This is a genomic window from Pseudomonas sp. FW305-70, from assembly GCF_058783925.1.
The window spans coordinates 1-14170 of record NZ_JBYSYZ010000047.1; the positions used below are offsets into that span (position 1 = coordinate 1).

Annotated in this window: 14 protein-coding genes, 1 tRNA gene and 2 pseudogenes; 10 read left to right on the forward strand and 7 right to left on the reverse strand. The window is 52.7% G+C overall.

All coding sequences use genetic code 11. The features are described 5' to 3' along the window. Positions 1–74 (reverse strand): annotated as a pseudogene (locus tag AC3WN7_RS24870) (phage portal protein); the annotation flags it as partial. A gap of 34 nt (positions 75–108) precedes the next feature. Between AC3WN7_RS24870 and AC3WN7_RS24875 the strand changes: the two are divergent. After that, positions 109–306: a hypothetical protein gene (locus tag AC3WN7_RS24875; protein ID WP_102675434.1), complete on the forward strand. Its 198-nt coding sequence runs from the start codon at positions 109–111 to the stop codon at positions 304–306. Between the two features lie 200 nt (positions 307–506). Here AC3WN7_RS24875 and AC3WN7_RS24880 read toward each other — a convergent pair whose 3' ends face one another. Continuing rightward, positions 507–656 (reverse strand): hypothetical protein, encoded by a 150-nt coding sequence (locus tag AC3WN7_RS24880; protein WP_158247857.1) that lies wholly within the window; start codon positions 654–656, stop codon positions 507–509. A 436-nt stretch (positions 657–1092) separates the two neighbouring features. Here AC3WN7_RS24880 and AC3WN7_RS24885 point away from each other — a divergent pair, with 436 nt between their 5' ends. The 4 genes from AC3WN7_RS24885 (at position 1093) to AC3WN7_RS24900 (ending at position 5649) form a co-directional block, all read left to right on the forward strand. Further along, on the forward strand, positions 1093–2562 hold the full coding sequence (locus tag AC3WN7_RS24885; protein ID WP_102675432.1) for a nucleotide excision repair endonuclease: 1470 nt from the start codon (positions 1093–1095) through the stop codon (positions 2560–2562). A gap of 1 nt (position 2563) precedes the next feature. Further along, positions 2564–3538, forward strand: coding sequence for a hypothetical protein (locus AC3WN7_RS24890; RefSeq protein WP_102675431.1), 975 nt, complete (start codon positions 2564–2566; stop codon positions 3536–3538). Positions 3539–3881: 343 nt separating this feature from the next. Continuing rightward, positions 3882–4637, forward strand: coding sequence for a hypothetical protein (locus AC3WN7_RS24895; RefSeq protein WP_102675430.1), 756 nt, complete (start codon positions 3882–3884; stop codon positions 4635–4637). A 112-nt stretch (positions 4638–4749) separates the two neighbouring features. Then, the gene (locus tag AC3WN7_RS24900) at positions 4750–5649 is read left to right on the forward strand and encodes a hypothetical protein (RefSeq protein WP_207258490.1); all 900 of its coding nucleotides are present in this window, start codon (positions 4750–4752) and stop codon (positions 5647–5649) included. Positions 5650–5798: 149 nt separating this feature from the next. Here the strand turns inward: AC3WN7_RS24900 and AC3WN7_RS24905 are convergent, their stop codons facing one another. The 3 genes from AC3WN7_RS24905 to AC3WN7_RS24915 all read right to left on the reverse strand — a co-directional run bounded on the left by AC3WN7_RS24905 (position 5799) and on the right by AC3WN7_RS24915 (position 8662). Continuing rightward, positions 5799–7139, reverse strand: a complete 1341-nt coding sequence (locus AC3WN7_RS24905) for an FRG domain-containing protein (protein ID WP_102675429.1) — start codon at positions 7137–7139, stop codon at positions 5799–5801. A 70-nt stretch (positions 7140–7209) separates the two neighbouring features. After that, positions 7210–7908, reverse strand: a complete 699-nt coding sequence (locus AC3WN7_RS24910) for a hypothetical protein (RefSeq protein ID WP_219735710.1) — start codon at positions 7906–7908, stop codon at positions 7210–7212. 325 nt (positions 7909–8233) lie between these two features. Next, positions 8234–8662: a hypothetical protein gene (locus AC3WN7_RS24915; protein ID WP_102675428.1), complete on the reverse strand. Its 429-nt coding sequence runs from the start codon at positions 8660–8662 to the stop codon at positions 8234–8236. 934 nt (positions 8663–9596) lie between these two features. On the opposite strand from AC3WN7_RS24915, the gene AC3WN7_RS24920 reads away from it, so the two are divergent. Continuing rightward, positions 9597–9815, forward strand: a complete 219-nt coding sequence (locus AC3WN7_RS24920; protein WP_207258488.1) for a terminase large subunit domain-containing protein — start codon at positions 9597–9599, stop codon at positions 9813–9815. Positions 9816–9903: 88 nt separating this feature from the next. Further along, a pseudogene (locus tag AC3WN7_RS24925) lies at positions 9904–10205 on the forward strand (phage head closure protein). Positions 10206–10345: 140 nt separating this feature from the next. Here AC3WN7_RS24925 and AC3WN7_RS24930 read toward each other — a convergent pair. Further along, a tRNA-Arg gene (locus AC3WN7_RS24930) sits at positions 10346–10422 on the reverse strand. Between the two features lie 290 nt (positions 10423–10712). Here AC3WN7_RS24930 and AC3WN7_RS24935 point away from each other — a divergent pair. From AC3WN7_RS24935 to AC3WN7_RS24945, 3 genes are all read left to right on the forward strand, one after another. Then, positions 10713–10934, forward strand: a complete 222-nt coding sequence (locus AC3WN7_RS24935; protein ID WP_102675426.1) for a hypothetical protein — start codon at positions 10713–10715, stop codon at positions 10932–10934. 21 nt (positions 10935–10955) lie between these two features. Further along, positions 10956–11135 (forward strand): PA3371 family protein, encoded by a 180-nt coding sequence (locus tag AC3WN7_RS24940; protein WP_095963656.1) that lies wholly within the window; start codon positions 10956–10958, stop codon positions 11133–11135. Positions 11136–11547: 412 nt separating this feature from the next. Beyond that, a complete protein-coding gene (locus AC3WN7_RS24945; protein ID WP_003178899.1) occupies positions 11548–11874 on the forward strand; it encodes an Arc family DNA-binding protein in 327 nt (108 codons plus the stop codon). A 387-nt stretch (positions 11875–12261) separates the two neighbouring features. On the opposite strand, the gene mgtE is transcribed toward AC3WN7_RS24945, so the two are convergent. After that, positions 12262–13704, reverse strand: coding sequence for a magnesium transporter (gene mgtE / locus AC3WN7_RS24950; RefSeq protein WP_007971042.1), 1443 nt, complete (start codon positions 13702–13704; stop codon positions 12262–12264). Positions 13705–14170: the final 466 nt, after the last annotated feature.

Here is a 14170-nt window from a genome sequence, read left to right on the forward strand (position 1 = left end):
CCCCCAACATTCTGTGGCACTCCCCCCATCAACTGCGGCGGAATGCGTAGCATGGCGAGCTGGTCGTCGCGGCTACACTCAGGCCAACCTCAAACAGGAGCAAAACCGATGCAGATGAGTGAAGCGGCAGTATCGAAGGAAGTTCAAGGAGTTGAGGAAGCCAACAAGCTGCTTATAGCGGGTTGGCGGTTGCTGGACGTGACAGTCAAGACCAACCCAGGGGATGAATACCAATACACATATTTTGTGTTGGGTAGGCCAGCCGAGCCGAAGCCCAAGGAACCGAACGAGTTTTTCGCCGTGTGAGTTCCGCCGCGTTACTCGTAACGGCGTTTATGGTGAATCGGCCACCATTTTTTGCACAGAGCGTGGGGACCTTATTTATCGGACTCGGAAACCAGCCACACCTTTCCTGGTGTACCAAAACCCACGTCACTGGTTAGAGGCCGTGACTGCGACAGGCAGCAACCGACCAATAGATGCCTAAGAGTTCAGGAGCGACTCAATCAGTTGCAAGCGACCAGATCATTCTCGGCCAGCAGTTGCAGCATCCGCTCGCGGGAGCCTGGAGCGCCCAGCATGACCATCAGCGGGTTATTAGCCAGCGTTTCAAGATTGGCCAGGGTAGTCGGCTCCTCAGGGAGAGTCTTGCACATCAACTGCCATTCCGCTTCCAGCAGCCTAGACCAGTGAGCGCTGCACACTTCACTCTGGAAAGTATGGTGAACAAGGACACGACATTGAGTGTAGGGCTTCCAGATCAACCAGCCGGGCCGATAATTTTGCTCGTAGCGTTGCTTGGGCAACTCATGCCAAGCACTTCGAATACGAATTCAAGTGGCGGAAGAAAGTACAGCCCTCGCGATAGGGTACTAGGGGCTCGCCCTGGCTATTGATCAGGTCGAGCAGGTTTTCGTTGGTGTGAGCATCCATGTTAGGAAAAACTCCTGACGGTTCGGGCCTCGTTGGCAGCACCCTGAACACTTCTTTTTTTCAAGCACGTCATTATCAGGTGGAACCAATAGTGTCACTTTGATAGCTTCCGTCTCAGTAGTTCGCCCCCAAACAGAAAAGCTTTTTCGAGAAGAAATCATGGGCCCACTTTACGAACAACAGTCACTCTCTCCATTGGCAAACCTTATCGTTGATCGCGCGATCGAGAACACCAATCGAAAACTGATCGCCGGCTTTCGCAACAAGAAGAACTCCCGCCCGAATGCCAAGACCGCCGACCCATTGCAGGCTGGCAAGGACACCCTTGTCGCCACGTCGGCGCAGAGTGCGGTGGATGTTGCCAATCGCGGGGTAGCGTGGAAGGAGATTCTGCTGAAAAGCTTGTCAGCGGGAATCGGTTCACTTGCTACCTTGCAGTTCGATGGAGAGATCGATCTCAGCGCTGCCGATACCTCTAGCACCAGCCAACTGCCCGATAAACCCGGCGTTTATGTGGTGTATGACGCGAGCGGCAAGCTGGTCTATATCGGCGATAGCACCAACATGCGACAGCGTTGGCAGGACGGACACCTGAACGACCATCGCAACGGCAACAAAAAAGGCGAACCGTACAAGCTTTCCGAGCAAATAGAAGCGGGATGCAAGGTGAAATTCGTGACCATGGACTCGGCCGAAACAGCTGCTGCTTTGGAAGCACACCTGATCAGGACCGAAAACCCGCCCATCAACAAGCGCCAGGAATTGCATCAGGAACAAGGCACCCGCAGCAACATCGAAGCTAAGAAGCTCAAAGACACCTTGGGCAATGCCACTGACGTCGCTCTGGGTGCTAGCAAAGAGGCGCTGAAAAACTCAGGGTGGCAATTGCTGGAACAACTGACTTCGGCCGCAATCATGGCCGTTAAAGACGAACTAGTGGATGTGTTCATGGGTGGCGCTGCCCGCCTGAAACAGCGCGTGGAGCGCTTCCTCAAAAAGATCTGGGCGGTGATCGAGAAAATCATCGAGGCCCCCCTGAAGCTACTCAACGGCATCGTCGAATTCATCGTCAATGCCTTATCCAAGGCGATCCGCCAAGTCTACAACCTCGCCCGCAACCTTTTCGACCTCGCTCACGGCGCCTGGCAACTGTATAAAGGCGCGCAGTCGATGAGCCGGGAAGAGTTGATCCAGAAAATCGTCGAGACCGTAGTCGTCAGCGGCACGTTGGTGCTCTGGGACGGCCTGGAACCGGTGATAGAGTCGCAACTGATTCCGCTGACCGGGATGGCAGCACCCTATATATCCTGCGTGCTGTCGGCCATCGGTTTCGGGCTGTGCAGTTATCACTTGCAGAACCTCGTGCCCCCTATCGTTGCCTACCTGGTGGATTTCAAGACCGGGTGGAGCGAGTCGCTGGAAGCCAAACGAGAGGCGGCGCTGCAGCTTATCAAGGTGCAGGAAAACGAATGGCTGATGGCCGAAGGGCTGATCGAATATGCGCATTCGGTAGATGCGCTTGCCAGGGAAGCAATAAACCACGGCGAACGGCTGGCTCGGCACACCAGCGTGCGTGCAATCGATTTTTCGGCACTCTTGCCAACCAATCGTATTTCGCAGGAGTCCTGACGTGTTCAATTTTCTGGGTGGCAGAGTTGTACTTACCGGGTCGCCAGCCGCTGAAGTAGTCCGTCAACCGGTGCAGAAGTTGCTGCCGGCGCCGCGCTCCGAAGAGAACCAGCTGAAAGACTTCCATGAAGGCCTGCAAAAGCTCAACGCCGCGATACAGCGTGGTTCGAAGACCAGAGCGCAATTGAACGACTTTCAGAATCAGGGCAGTTGGGACTCGTTCTGGGGTGGCTTGTCAGGCAGGAACGACAAAGACCTGGCCAAATTGCTGACCGAATTTGGCGCGAGCCTTGAGGTGACACAGAGCGTGGTGCAACTGGTCACCCAGGTGCATACCGTGAACAACAATGTACTGCGCGGTTTCAATGATGCTCTGGTGCGCGAGATCGAACGCCTGCAAGCGGATACCCAGACCCTGGAAGGCAACCAGAACGGTGCGTTGGTAGTGCTCTACGAGTTCAAGCATCAGATCGACGAACTGTTGGCGTTGGCCGATGGCTATGAGTACTGCAGGCATGCAGTGAATCAGCTGGCCGCCGCACAGAACAACCATGAGACGGAGTTACAGGCATTGAGCCTGGCCTTCTCGAACGGCACCCGGATGCAGGAGCAACTCAATGCAGCGTCCTCGCGCCAGTTAGCCCAGCAGAGGGATGCTCAGGGGGCTCACCAGAAGCAGATCGAGCGAGTGACCAAGCTGTTGGGCAGTGAAATCCAAGCGAGGGAACGCCTGTCGACCTCGATGGTGGTGTCGTTGAAAGAAATGAGCGACGCAAGCGAGTTGCTAGTCCAGCGTCTGGGGCGCGTCGAGTCGAAGATGAGCGAATTACTGGAAAACCAGCAACGAACCCAGGCTCGAATCGAACAACTAGAGGCGCAGTTGCTGGCCAAACCCAGCTGGCTACGGCAGCAGGCCGTGGCTCTTGTTGCGGTGGTGCTTTCAGGCGCGGCGCTCGCCTCAATGTTTGCCCCATGAGATAAGCGCAAGCGCACCTGCAGACTCGAAACTAAAGCGGCGAACGTCATGCGTTTGGGTCGTTTTATTCGTAGTCTACAGGTGCATGTTCCACCCTTGCTGACAGCTACCTGCCAACCGTTACCAGTATCGGTGAAGGCGGGACGGACTATCTATATTGGGTCGCTATGGGTCGCTTCGCGACAGGCAGAAATCGGCCAGAAGCAGACCGTAGACAATATGACTGGTACTCAGTAATGTCATTTTGTTTCATGTCGCTTCCTCCCCCGCAGCATTCCGCTTCTAACGCGATACACAGCCGATCAAGAGGTTATGCATAAACAAGGAACGTTATCAGACACAAATGGCGAAAAACGTTGCTCCGTTTGCGTCTTCTACTCAATTGGTTGGCAGAACATCAATGCAGCTCAGTCCGAAAATCCGACGCTTCTTCATTCTCGCTTGGGCCGTAGTAAAAGGCTTTTTTTTGCCAGTTGCGCTGGCGGTTTGCATCGTTGCCTATGGTGCGTTTGCGCCTTGGCAGCCACCGGCAGAAATAAAAGGCGCCTTAAGCACTTTCTTTGCCGTTTTGTTCTTCATCATGTTCTTTTTTGGCCAATACAAACGGGTCGAAAAACAATCAGATGACAAGGACTCGTTTAAGGCTGTCAACGATCGGCTTCTATCGCTGCACGACTTAGTCCTCAAGATACGGCCTACCCATAGCGCTGCGGCGTCTACACGGGTGACTGTTGGTGACTCAGAAACTCTCATGGAAGAGTCGAGATCGCTGCTGAAATCAGGACATCCGCTCGCGGCGCTGCTGCAAGGCGGCGTAGCTTTCGAGCACGCTGTACGCGCTTTCGCTCGTCATTTTAAAGGTGATGAAACAGCAAATGCACCTCTGCATGCTCTCATAAGCCGTATTGCCCCGGACGGATTGGAGGACGAATTGCATGCACTCCGACAGATCAGAAATCGAGTGACACACATTTCAGAGGCGGAGCTATCTGATCTTCCAGATGCCGACAGAGTGCTAGCGGGATACCAATGGGCAGTGGAAACACTTACCGGCATTGTGAAACGCGACAGTGCAGCTGAACCCGGCGTGATCAGCTGAATTGGAAAATTGCAGTAGATTGGTATACGTTCCAGCTTAACTTTGGGATACGCCGCCCTCGGCTTTTACCTGTCAGTTCGCTTAAATATTATTTTTCTATAGGGCTAAACACATGAAATTAATTTTTTTGCTATTGACACTAATTGCCTCCAGCACGTCATTTGCAGCTGACCTTCCACTCAATTCACACCCTAATATTCTTGGGAACGGTTGGGATTGTGATCGAGGATTTTACAAGGCCGGACAGGCGTGCGCGAAAGTCGTCATTCCTGAGAACGCAAGCATCGACGTTTACGGTAGTGGATGGGCATGCAATAGAGGGTATTTCAAGGCCGGACAAGTCTGTACGAAAGTAGTCGTTCCTGAGAACGCAAGCATCGATGTTTACGGTAGTGGATGGGCATGCAATAGAGGATATTTCAAGGCCGGGCAAGCGTGCGCGAAAGTTGTTGTTCCTGAGAACGCAAGCATCGACGTTTATGGAAGCGGATGGACGTGTAATAGTGGATTCAAGAAAAATGGTTCATCTTGCACCCCTATGACTCAACAGGAGGTCAGCAAACAAAGAGAGCTTAACAAAGCCATAGCCGCTGAAATTCAACGCCGAAAAGACCAAAGAGTAAGCGAAGCAGATTGTGAAACGGAATATAAAACCAATGCTAAAGTTTGCATTTCAATTTCACAAGCAAGCCTGGATTGCAATCAGAGCTATTCAGGGGACTATTACCGTGATTGCGATGCAACGTTGAGTTATGATCTTACTACAAATTATAGTGGAGGCGCATTCCTTGATGTGGAAGTAGAGTGCACCTTAGACATCGAGTACAAAGGACGACAAACATTTTCGACACAGACAGACTCCGAATCTTCAGACGAATCACACAATCTCTACGCTAACGGCAGCGATAGCAACTCAATGGATTTTAATTTTTCTTTCACCTCATATCAAGAAGTGATAAGTGTAAAAGCAAGTTCCGCTCGCTGTGAAATAAATAATGTAAACCTATACTAAGCCATCACAACGTGTGATGACCACAATTACAGCTACACGCATTTGAAAAATGCAGGTTAATTTCACCTTCATCGCCAACGACTCGATTGCTGCACTTCTCTAGAGGCAGCAACCGGCCAGAAGTTGACACTCGCGCCAGCTGTGAATAGTTAGATTTTTGGCGCAATAAATCTATACTTATTTGCCACGTATTTCGCTGAACTTTCGATGTAAGGAAAGACCGTACTTTCATTAATATTAAGTCGATCGAGCTCAGCCAATATCCCAGCTTTATTTGAAACAGACATTCTTATTACCTTAATATCTTCTGACCCACTCTCATCCAAGACCGCATCCAAGCCAAACAACAAAAAAGCGCCTGATTGCGAGTGAATACGCGCATTGTTTTTCTTGCTCTTAACGCACACAATATCCTTCAGGTGAGAAGGCACAATTTCTGGTTCAAAGAACGGCTTCTCCCCTCTGATAAAATGCGTAAGGCGCTTTATAGATAGCTGTTCATTAAAGGTGACACCATCAGAAATACTGAAGTCGATAGCGTCTTTTTCTGTCTTCGGAAGGCGAGCCAAATTCGCGATACAACTTGCCTTATCAGAGTCGAAGTATTTGATGTAGTTCGCAGAAATTGAAAACACGACAACCTCGCCTTCAACCTCCCCCTCATACTTTCCATTTTTCAACTCTCCATATTTCGATTTGCACGCAAAATACAGCGCAATAAGCGGATTTGATGTTATATCCAGCAGGCGCGTCGGAAGGGAATAATGTTGCATTCTAACTAGACGATCTAGTGTGTGGTGATCTGCGTCAAAATCATCTGCGTTGGAAACGATTAACTCTCGATAAAGAATATGCTCATTGTGAAGATAGGTGTAGTTTCCGCGATCATCCTTCCGAAACAGAGACGGCTCTAGCTTGTACTTTCTCCTATCGGAGTGCCCTCTATAGAAGACCTCTGCTCCGTTGCTTTCAATTTCCGTAAGGACTTTTTTGATGAAGCCGGCGACTGTGCTTACCCGAGATGTTTGGCTTTTTGTTTCCGATGGCTGCCGCTTTGATAACCTTTGCGGCCAATCCTGAGTGTTTCTGTGAGCCAATCCTGACGACCTCAGGCGTTCAAAAAGATTCTCATCTTTAATTGCCCAGTGTGTACGATTCATCTCCCACTTTCGGATATCAAGAAGCGCGGATATTTGCTCAATTCGCTCATGCGGGATGGCCTGAATCCGTGGATGAAATTCGTATCCGATGACGATTGTCTTTCCTCGCTCACGAATATCCGTCAGGCGCCCTATCTTCACGCCGCCCCTAAAACCCTCGTACGTAAATAGGCAGGGAATATTTTTCAGATATTCAATTTGCTCTGCGCCAAGAATCTTGAACTTCTCAGCTAGCGATTCGTTCGTGTATTCAAGAAACCTACTACGGTCGTATTCGTAGCTTGGTGACTCCCACGCACCATCTTGCGCTGTAACAAACAGGTTGTACATCTACCTGCCCTCCAAGAATCAAACGTTTGAATTAAGCTGAGCCTCGAAGCGGCGTTGGCTTGAATGATTGTTATGCGCCGCCGTCAATCGTGACCGTAATCATGCTTCTGATCTGATTGACGATATAAGTAGGTGCCAGCATGAATAGCAACATCTCAAGTTTATAAGGGCGTTGCGAGTCTTCAAATACGGCTATGTTGAGCTGGCGAATGAGGTCGCAGTAGCTGTGGTAGGCAGTCTTAAACGAATGATACTGAACCTTCGGATTGTGCAGTTCGAAGATCGTTTTGCAGTCGATACTAGCAACCTCAGAGTTTCGCCCGCTCGGCTGTGGGTATAATGGCAAGTGGTTGGCATACAGATAGATCAGCCAATTCAGGCTGTAAATGGCACGCGAGTCATAGATTACGTAGTTGGTTGGCTCAAGGAAGGAGGCAACCTTTGAGAGCGATGAGATACGTTCAAAACTAGCCTTGCGAAGTCTTCCCACGCCAAGCTGATCTTTGAGCACTTTGAGTAAGGCATCGTTCTTTTCTGTTCGCTTGAACGAGCCTATTCCTCCCCACTGGTTTATTACCCAGTAGAGTTGGTCATTGTTTAGATGACCCAAGCTGGACGCAAAGTTGTCCTTCAAGTACTCGTTCCGTTTGTAACTTCCTGTGATTTCGGCAGGAATTTTAACTGGACAGTTATCAGGTATTTCCCAAGTGAAATTTTCGAGCGGCGCTGCCGTGGCGAGCGCTTTGAGATTTTCGATAAGGACGTTCATGGAGCTTCCTTACGACGCATAATTTTACTTGTCCATGTATAAGCCCTTTAGCCAATTGAGTCGAATGCTAGAAACGCGACATGGGCCAAGGAGAAAAAGCGACAAGACCTGCCCCGAGGTTACGAAGTTGTCGGCAGATTGTCTATGGTCGGTTATGGGTTAAGCGCTCGCGCCCGTGAGTGCCAGCTTTCGGGCAGAGGGGGCTTACACGAGCGTCTGCTTTTGGCTGTTTTTCTGCCTGTCGCGAATGACCGGTCTGGGCCGTGGATTCAACCGGTCGTTTTCGAGCCACGTTTGCTTCCTGTACTTTGATCGGACCAGTAGCTTAGTTTTCCAATGATTTCGCGTACAAGCAAACGGCCTCGCACAGCGCCTTCAGCCGCTCGAATGTGCCGTCATTGAGCGACACCTGACCGGCCGACTCCTTTACCGAAGGACCACCACCAGGTCCAACGGTGGGCATCTCTGATATGGCGTCAAACTCAGCACATAGCTCGCTGCGCTTACTCTTGCGCTCCTGCCAAAATCCTTTCGGAAAGGAGACTACCCGAATCGGTTCCCGTCGGAAGGCAAGCAAGTTGTGCTGTTCGCCGCCAGTCCCGGCATACTTGTACAACAAGGTCTTTGAGTTAGCCGAACCGTGAGGCTTAAGGCCATGCTTATCAAGGATGCTGAATAGCGCTGCATAGAGTTTTCCGCCTGGCCGGGCCTTGAACTCCGCCACTAACTTCTCTGCGTAAACCACGTCATCCATTGCGTTTCCTCGGTATTCCAACCTGAAAATTTCGAAACGCCTCATAGCGCGAATGCATCATAGGCTAGCCGAATCGGGAGCTCCCAGGCGCTTGCCAAACTCACTTTTCACCTGGGCGACTTACCACTTCACGCACCATACCGCCCTTGAGCATAGCGCTCGACCCAAAGAAAAAAGCGGTATTAGAGCTCATCAACGCGATGGTGGAGATGGCCTATAACCAAGGCCAAGCCGTTTGAAGCTTTCCAAGGCCTTGCCGCATTCAGGCGATCCATGCCGCAGCCCATCGAGCAACGTGACCAGGACACTTGATACTGCTTGATGAAGCCATTAGGGAGGGGGGAGGTCAAAAGTCTGGAGCCTTTGCCTCAATGACCGGTCCCGATTAACACTTTAGTTAAAAACGAACTTTTTTGGTAAATCTCCATGGCGGCACGCGGACAAAAGTCGGCTGCCTCGCTGGCGGTCGCTTCCCCGGCCTCTCTCTGGGTTCGAATCGCACCACCGGCCACGTTAACCCCAGCTCAAAAATCGGCTTGGGTGTCGCCGTTAACGCAATACCGGCCGACTGGTTCGGTGAAGTGCATGCGCCAATGCTCACTCAATACTACCGGCACAAGGTCACGTCTGACCTAATCGCACAGCAACAGGAAGCTTTCGACCCCGTCTGATTCGCCGACGACGATGGGCTCAAGCGATTCGGCTTGCTTGCTACGGCGGCGGAGCGTGAAGCACGCTGCATCATCGCGATGATGCGCTCGATGCGGCTCACACATCAGAGACTTATTCGCAAGGACAAGGTAGTTAAAAACCAAGGGAAGGACCTGAAGCCATGACAGATCGAAAACGACTGACACGCGGGGAGCGTAATTGCGCGTGAATTGAAGAGCACTGCAGCATTTCCGAGGGCCGATTAGTTGGGCGCGCGGTCAAGTTGAGCAAGCATCAGCGCCGCTGGATGAAACGGCTTTACGATTCGCCGACGCGCACATTCATTTTTTCGATGGCGCACAAGAATGCAAAAACCACATTCTCGGGGTTCATCGTCCTGCTTCACTTGTGCGGCCCCGAGGCGCGACCGAATTCGCAACTCTACGGCGCCGCGCAATCACGCGATCAGGCCGCCGTGCTGCTGATGGCGACTTGTACCTGAACCGCGAGTGCCAAGTTGACCGCGTGCTGAGCGAAAAACCCGCCTATGTGCTGCTGCTCAACTCCTACCGCCCCATGATCGTGACGGTATGAACGCGGATCGCCTGCGCCACCCGCTGACCTTGCAGCGGCAGGAGCTGACTCAGGACGAGTTCGACCAAATGAACGGTCAATGGGTGGACGTGAGCCGGGAGTGGGCGAGCATCGAGGGCACGAGCTCCTGGCCGCCAGTGCCGAGCAGGCCGAAACCACCTACCGCATCACCATTCGTCACCTTGACGAGATAGATCTAAGTTGGCGCCTGGTAGCTGGCCGCACCATCTATGCCATCAAGGCCATACTAACGGGCAATCAACCCGTGTGGCTGGTGCTGATGTGCCAGACGATTTGACCCCCTGCCTAACACCGGGAACAAAAAAGCCCCCACCAGTATGCATCTGCGTAGGGGCTTTCTGTTTGCTGGTGCTGTCACCTTGCTGTCACGGACGCTACTCGCTGTCACTATGAAAAGGCCAGAACCCTTTATCTGTATGGTGTCCCAGGGCAGGTTCGAACTGCCAACCTTCCCCTTAGGAGGGGGATGCTCTATCCAATTGAGCTACTGAGACACAAGTCGGCCGCGAAGAAACGCGGTGCGATGGACGGCGTGCATGTTAACGGCCGGGCTGGCTTTTGTCATGTCGTCCGTAGGCTTTTTAAGTGTAGGCAGACGCCTCGGCCGGGCGCGGACTTGTTTACCGTGCAAATTGCATCACTGCAAAAAGCCATCATTGCAAAATGCAATATGGAGCTTTACCAAAAATAACTTAATTCGTTGTTTTTAAAGAATTTAATTGTCGATAAACTCTGGCATGCGAGCTGCTTCTGCTGTTCTCACAGAACAAACGAGGTCCGCGCCATGAAATGCGCCCTTTTACTCTCGAATGCAATCGCACTGGCAGTTTTATCGGGATTTCATTTTTTTCCCGAGAGCAGCGCTACGCAGGTTGCCCAACGCATGCCGCATTACCTGCAGTTGCAGAAGGATCCGCAACTGGCAGCGATAAGCGACCAGCACGGCTTTGTCAGCCAGGAAAACATCACGGCGCCGAACCCGCCTGCCGAACGTTTGGCATTTTGAATCCCCCACCAGGAGCACCGCATGTCCAGATCAGCCGCGAGCTTTTTCATCCTCGCCTTGTTGAGCGGCATTTTTCATCTGTCATTGACCCAGGACATGGTCGTCACCCTCCCCCTGATCGCCTGCGGTGTATTCACCACTCTGTTCGTGCTTGCATTGATTGCCGGGCGCAAGATCAAGTTTGATCCGGTATTGCGTTGACCTGGCTTGGCAGATTCAGTGCAAGGACCTGCCATCCATCCTGAATTCAGCTCCTCAATACGACCTCCTCTAGTAAATCGGCCATTTGCCACTATTCTGTAAGGGTAAGGAACAGGGATCGAGTCCGCTTATTTCCTCCCGCCAGAGACCTTTCGTCGGCCGGAGAAAATGCAAAGCGAAACGGCCCGGTCAAACTTTTCAAACCAGTGCGCATTTCTGATAATTGGTGCTGGCAGAACGCCTTTATCCAGTTCAATATTTGTCACAGAATTGACGCCAAGGATCTGGCTGGTTTGAGGCATGATGCGCGCCTCTATCAATTCAGGTTGAACATTTGGTCAGAGAGCTTGTCCTATCAGACATCCTGCGGCCAATCCCGAAAACCGCTCCCCTGAACTAACCGGTTAAATATATGCGCCCATTGAAACAGGCAATTTATTCCAGCCGTACGGCTGACAAGTTCGTCGTACGTCTGCCAGACGGAATGCGTGAACGCATTGCCGAGGTGGCTCGCAATCATCATCGCAGCATGAACTCCGAAATCATTGCGCGCCTTGAGCAGAGTCTCATTCAGGAAGGCGCACTGGGAGAAGAGTTGAGCATGCGCCTGGACAGCCCGGAGCTTTCCTTGCACGAAAGGGAGCTGTTGCAGCGCTTCCGCCAACTCTCCCATCGACAGCAGAACGCTCTGGTTTCGCTGATCGCTCATGACGCTGAAATGGCCGCCGACGCGTCCTGATTCAGCCAGAAAGCTCAAGCCAGCCTGATCGCTGGCTTTTTTTTTGGTTATTTCACTGGTTTGAGCGTGGGCACGCCCCCGTGTAGGAGCCCCTTGTGGGAGCTGGCTTGTCGGGTCGCCGCATCGCAGCGATGGTCGTTAACGATTACGCGTGTTAACCGGATAAACGCGGCGCATTTGAGTCCATCGCCAGCAGGCTGGCTCCTACAGTTTCAGCGTGGGCACGGTCCCGTGTGGGAGCTGGCTTGCCTGCGATGGTCGTTAACGATTACGTGTGTTAACCGGATGAACGCGGCGCATTTGAGTTCATCGCCAGCAGGCTGGCTCCTACAGTTTCACCCGGGCACAAAAAACCCGCCAGAAGGCGGGTTTTCAGTGAGCCGGGCATCAGAGCAGGAAAATTGTCGCCAACCCGAGGAAGATGAAAAAGCCTCCGCTGTCGGTCATGGCCGTAATCATCACACTGGCCCCCATCGCAGGATCACGCCCCATCTTCGCCAGGGTCATCGGAATCAAGACCCCCATCAATGCTGCCAGCAACAGATTGAGCGTCATTGCGGCGGTCATCACCACGCCGAGCGACCAACTGCCATACAGCAGATAGGCGACCACACCGATCACCCCGCCCCATATCACACCGTTGATCAAGGCGACTGCCAACTCCTTGCGCATCAGGCGCGAGGTATTGCCGGTGCTCACCTGGTCCAGCGCCATGGCCCGAACAATCATGGTGATGGTCTGGTTGCCCGAGTTACCACCGATGCCCGCCACGATCGGCATCAACGCCGCCAGCGCCACGAGCTTCTCGATCGACCCCTCGAACAAACCGATGACCCGGGAAGCCACGAACGCGGTAATCAGGTTGATCGCCAGCCAGGCCCAGCGGTTACGCAGGGACTTCCAGACCGACGCAAAAATATCTTCTTCTTCTCGCAGACCCGCCATGTTGAGAACTTCGCTTTCGCTCTCTTCACGGATCAGGTCGACCATTTCATCGATGGTCAGACGACCGATCAGCTTGCCGTTCTTGTCGACCACGGGCGCAGAGATCAAGTCGTAACGCTCGAACGCCTGGGCGGCATCGTAGGCGTCTTCGTCCGGGTGAAAACTCACCGGATCGCTGGCCATCACCTCGGAAACCTGTTTGTCCGGATCATTGACCAGCAAACGCTTGATCGGCAACACGCCCTTGAGGACGCCGTCGTAATCGACCACGAACAGCTTGTCGGTGTGGCCCGGCAGCTCTTTCAGACGACGCAGATAACGCAAGACCACTTCAAGGCTGACATCCTCGCGGATGGTCACCATCTCGAAGTCCATCAGCGCACCGACCTGCTCCTCGTCGTAGGACAGTGCCGAACGCACACGCTCGCGTTGTTGCTGGTCGAGGGTCTCCATGAGCTCATGGACGACGTCTCGCGGCAGCTCGGAGGCCAGGTCAGCGAGTTCGTCGGCATCCATGTCCTTGGCGGCTGCCAGGAGCTCGTGATCGTCCATGTCGGCGATCAGCGATTCACGGACCGAATCGGATACTTCAAGGAGGATGTCGCCGTCGCGATCAGCCTTGACCAGTTGCCAGAGCGTCAGACGATCATCCAGCGGCAAGGCTTCAAGGATATAGGCGACGTCGGCGGAGTGCAGGTCATCGAGCTTGCGTTGCAACTCGACGAGGTTCTGCCGGTGGACCAGGTTCTCGACCCGGTCATGATGCGGGCCTTCCTGGCGGTGAGTCAGGTCTTCTACCACTCGCTGGCGCTGCAGCAACTCAACCACCTGAGCCAGGCGATCCTGCAAGCTTTCCTGCGTTTTCTTTACTTCAACTTCGGACATAGGCGAACTCCACTCCCAGCAGCGGGGCACGCCGGAAGGATCAATCAGTCAATTCATGATTGGTAAAACGGGGTACTGAGTAACTACTGGGTAAGTCCATGGAGGTATTCCACAAGCCCCGGCGGGGCTGACGGGCGCAATGATACACCGCCTGACGGTTTTAAACGTTAAAAAATCTTGGCTGAAACAAGCGCTTGCACAACAAACCTGAGCATCGTCCTGACCAGTGAAAGTGCGACGACGTATTCTGAAAAGAAAACACACGCCACTTCGAAAATTGTAGTCGCTTGCCTTGAAAAGGAATGTCACGCAGGACGCCCGGGAGCACGCAGAGGCGATCTTCAACCGGCAAGAGCCAGCAAGACGTCAGGCACGCGTGGCGTTCGACGGGAAGGGATGCAAGAAGGAAAAAGCCAAATCCAGGACGGCAAAAAGCCCGCATAAAATGCGGGCTTTCTGTTGTATG

Bases quoted from the DNA above. Each gene is read 5' to 3' on its own strand.
- AC3WN7_RS24875 (WP_102675434.1), top strand. From the start codon at position 109: ATGCAGATGAGTGAAGCGGCAGTATCGAAGGAAGTTCAAGGAGTTGAG.
- AC3WN7_RS24880 (WP_158247857.1), bottom strand. From the start codon at position 656: ATGTGCAAGACTCTCCCTGAGGAGCCGACTACCCTGGCCAATCTTGAA.
- AC3WN7_RS24885 (WP_102675432.1), top strand. From the start codon at position 1,093: ATGGGCCCACTTTACGAACAACAGTCACTCTCTCCATTGGCAAACCTT.
- AC3WN7_RS24895 (WP_102675430.1), top strand. From the start codon at position 3,882: ATGGCGAAAAACGTTGCTCCGTTTGCGTCTTCTACTCAATTGGTTGGC.
- AC3WN7_RS24900 (WP_207258490.1), top strand. From the start codon at position 4,750: ATGAAATTAATTTTTTTGCTATTGACACTAATTGCCTCCAGCACGTCA.
- AC3WN7_RS24905 (WP_102675429.1), bottom strand. From the start codon at position 7,139: ATGTACAACCTGTTTGTTACAGCGCAAGATGGTGCGTGGGAGTCACCA.
- AC3WN7_RS24910 (WP_219735710.1), bottom strand. From the start codon at position 7,908: ATGAACGTCCTTATCGAAAATCTCAAAGCGCTCGCCACGGCAGCGCCG.
- AC3WN7_RS24915 (WP_102675428.1), bottom strand. From the start codon at position 8,662: ATGGATGACGTGGTTTACGCAGAGAAGTTAGTGGCGGAGTTCAAGGCC.
- AC3WN7_RS24935 (WP_102675426.1), top strand. From the start codon at position 10,713: ATGAAATGCGCCCTTTTACTCTCGAATGCAATCGCACTGGCAGTTTTA.
- AC3WN7_RS24940 (WP_095963656.1), top strand. From the start codon at position 10,956: ATGTCCAGATCAGCCGCGAGCTTTTTCATCCTCGCCTTGTTGAGCGGC.
- AC3WN7_RS24945 (WP_003178899.1), top strand. From the start codon at position 11,548: ATGCGCCCATTGAAACAGGCAATTTATTCCAGCCGTACGGCTGACAAG.
- mgtE (WP_007971042.1), bottom strand. From the start codon at position 13,704: ATGTCCGAAGTTGAAGTAAAGAAAACGCAGGAAAGCTTGCAGGATCGC.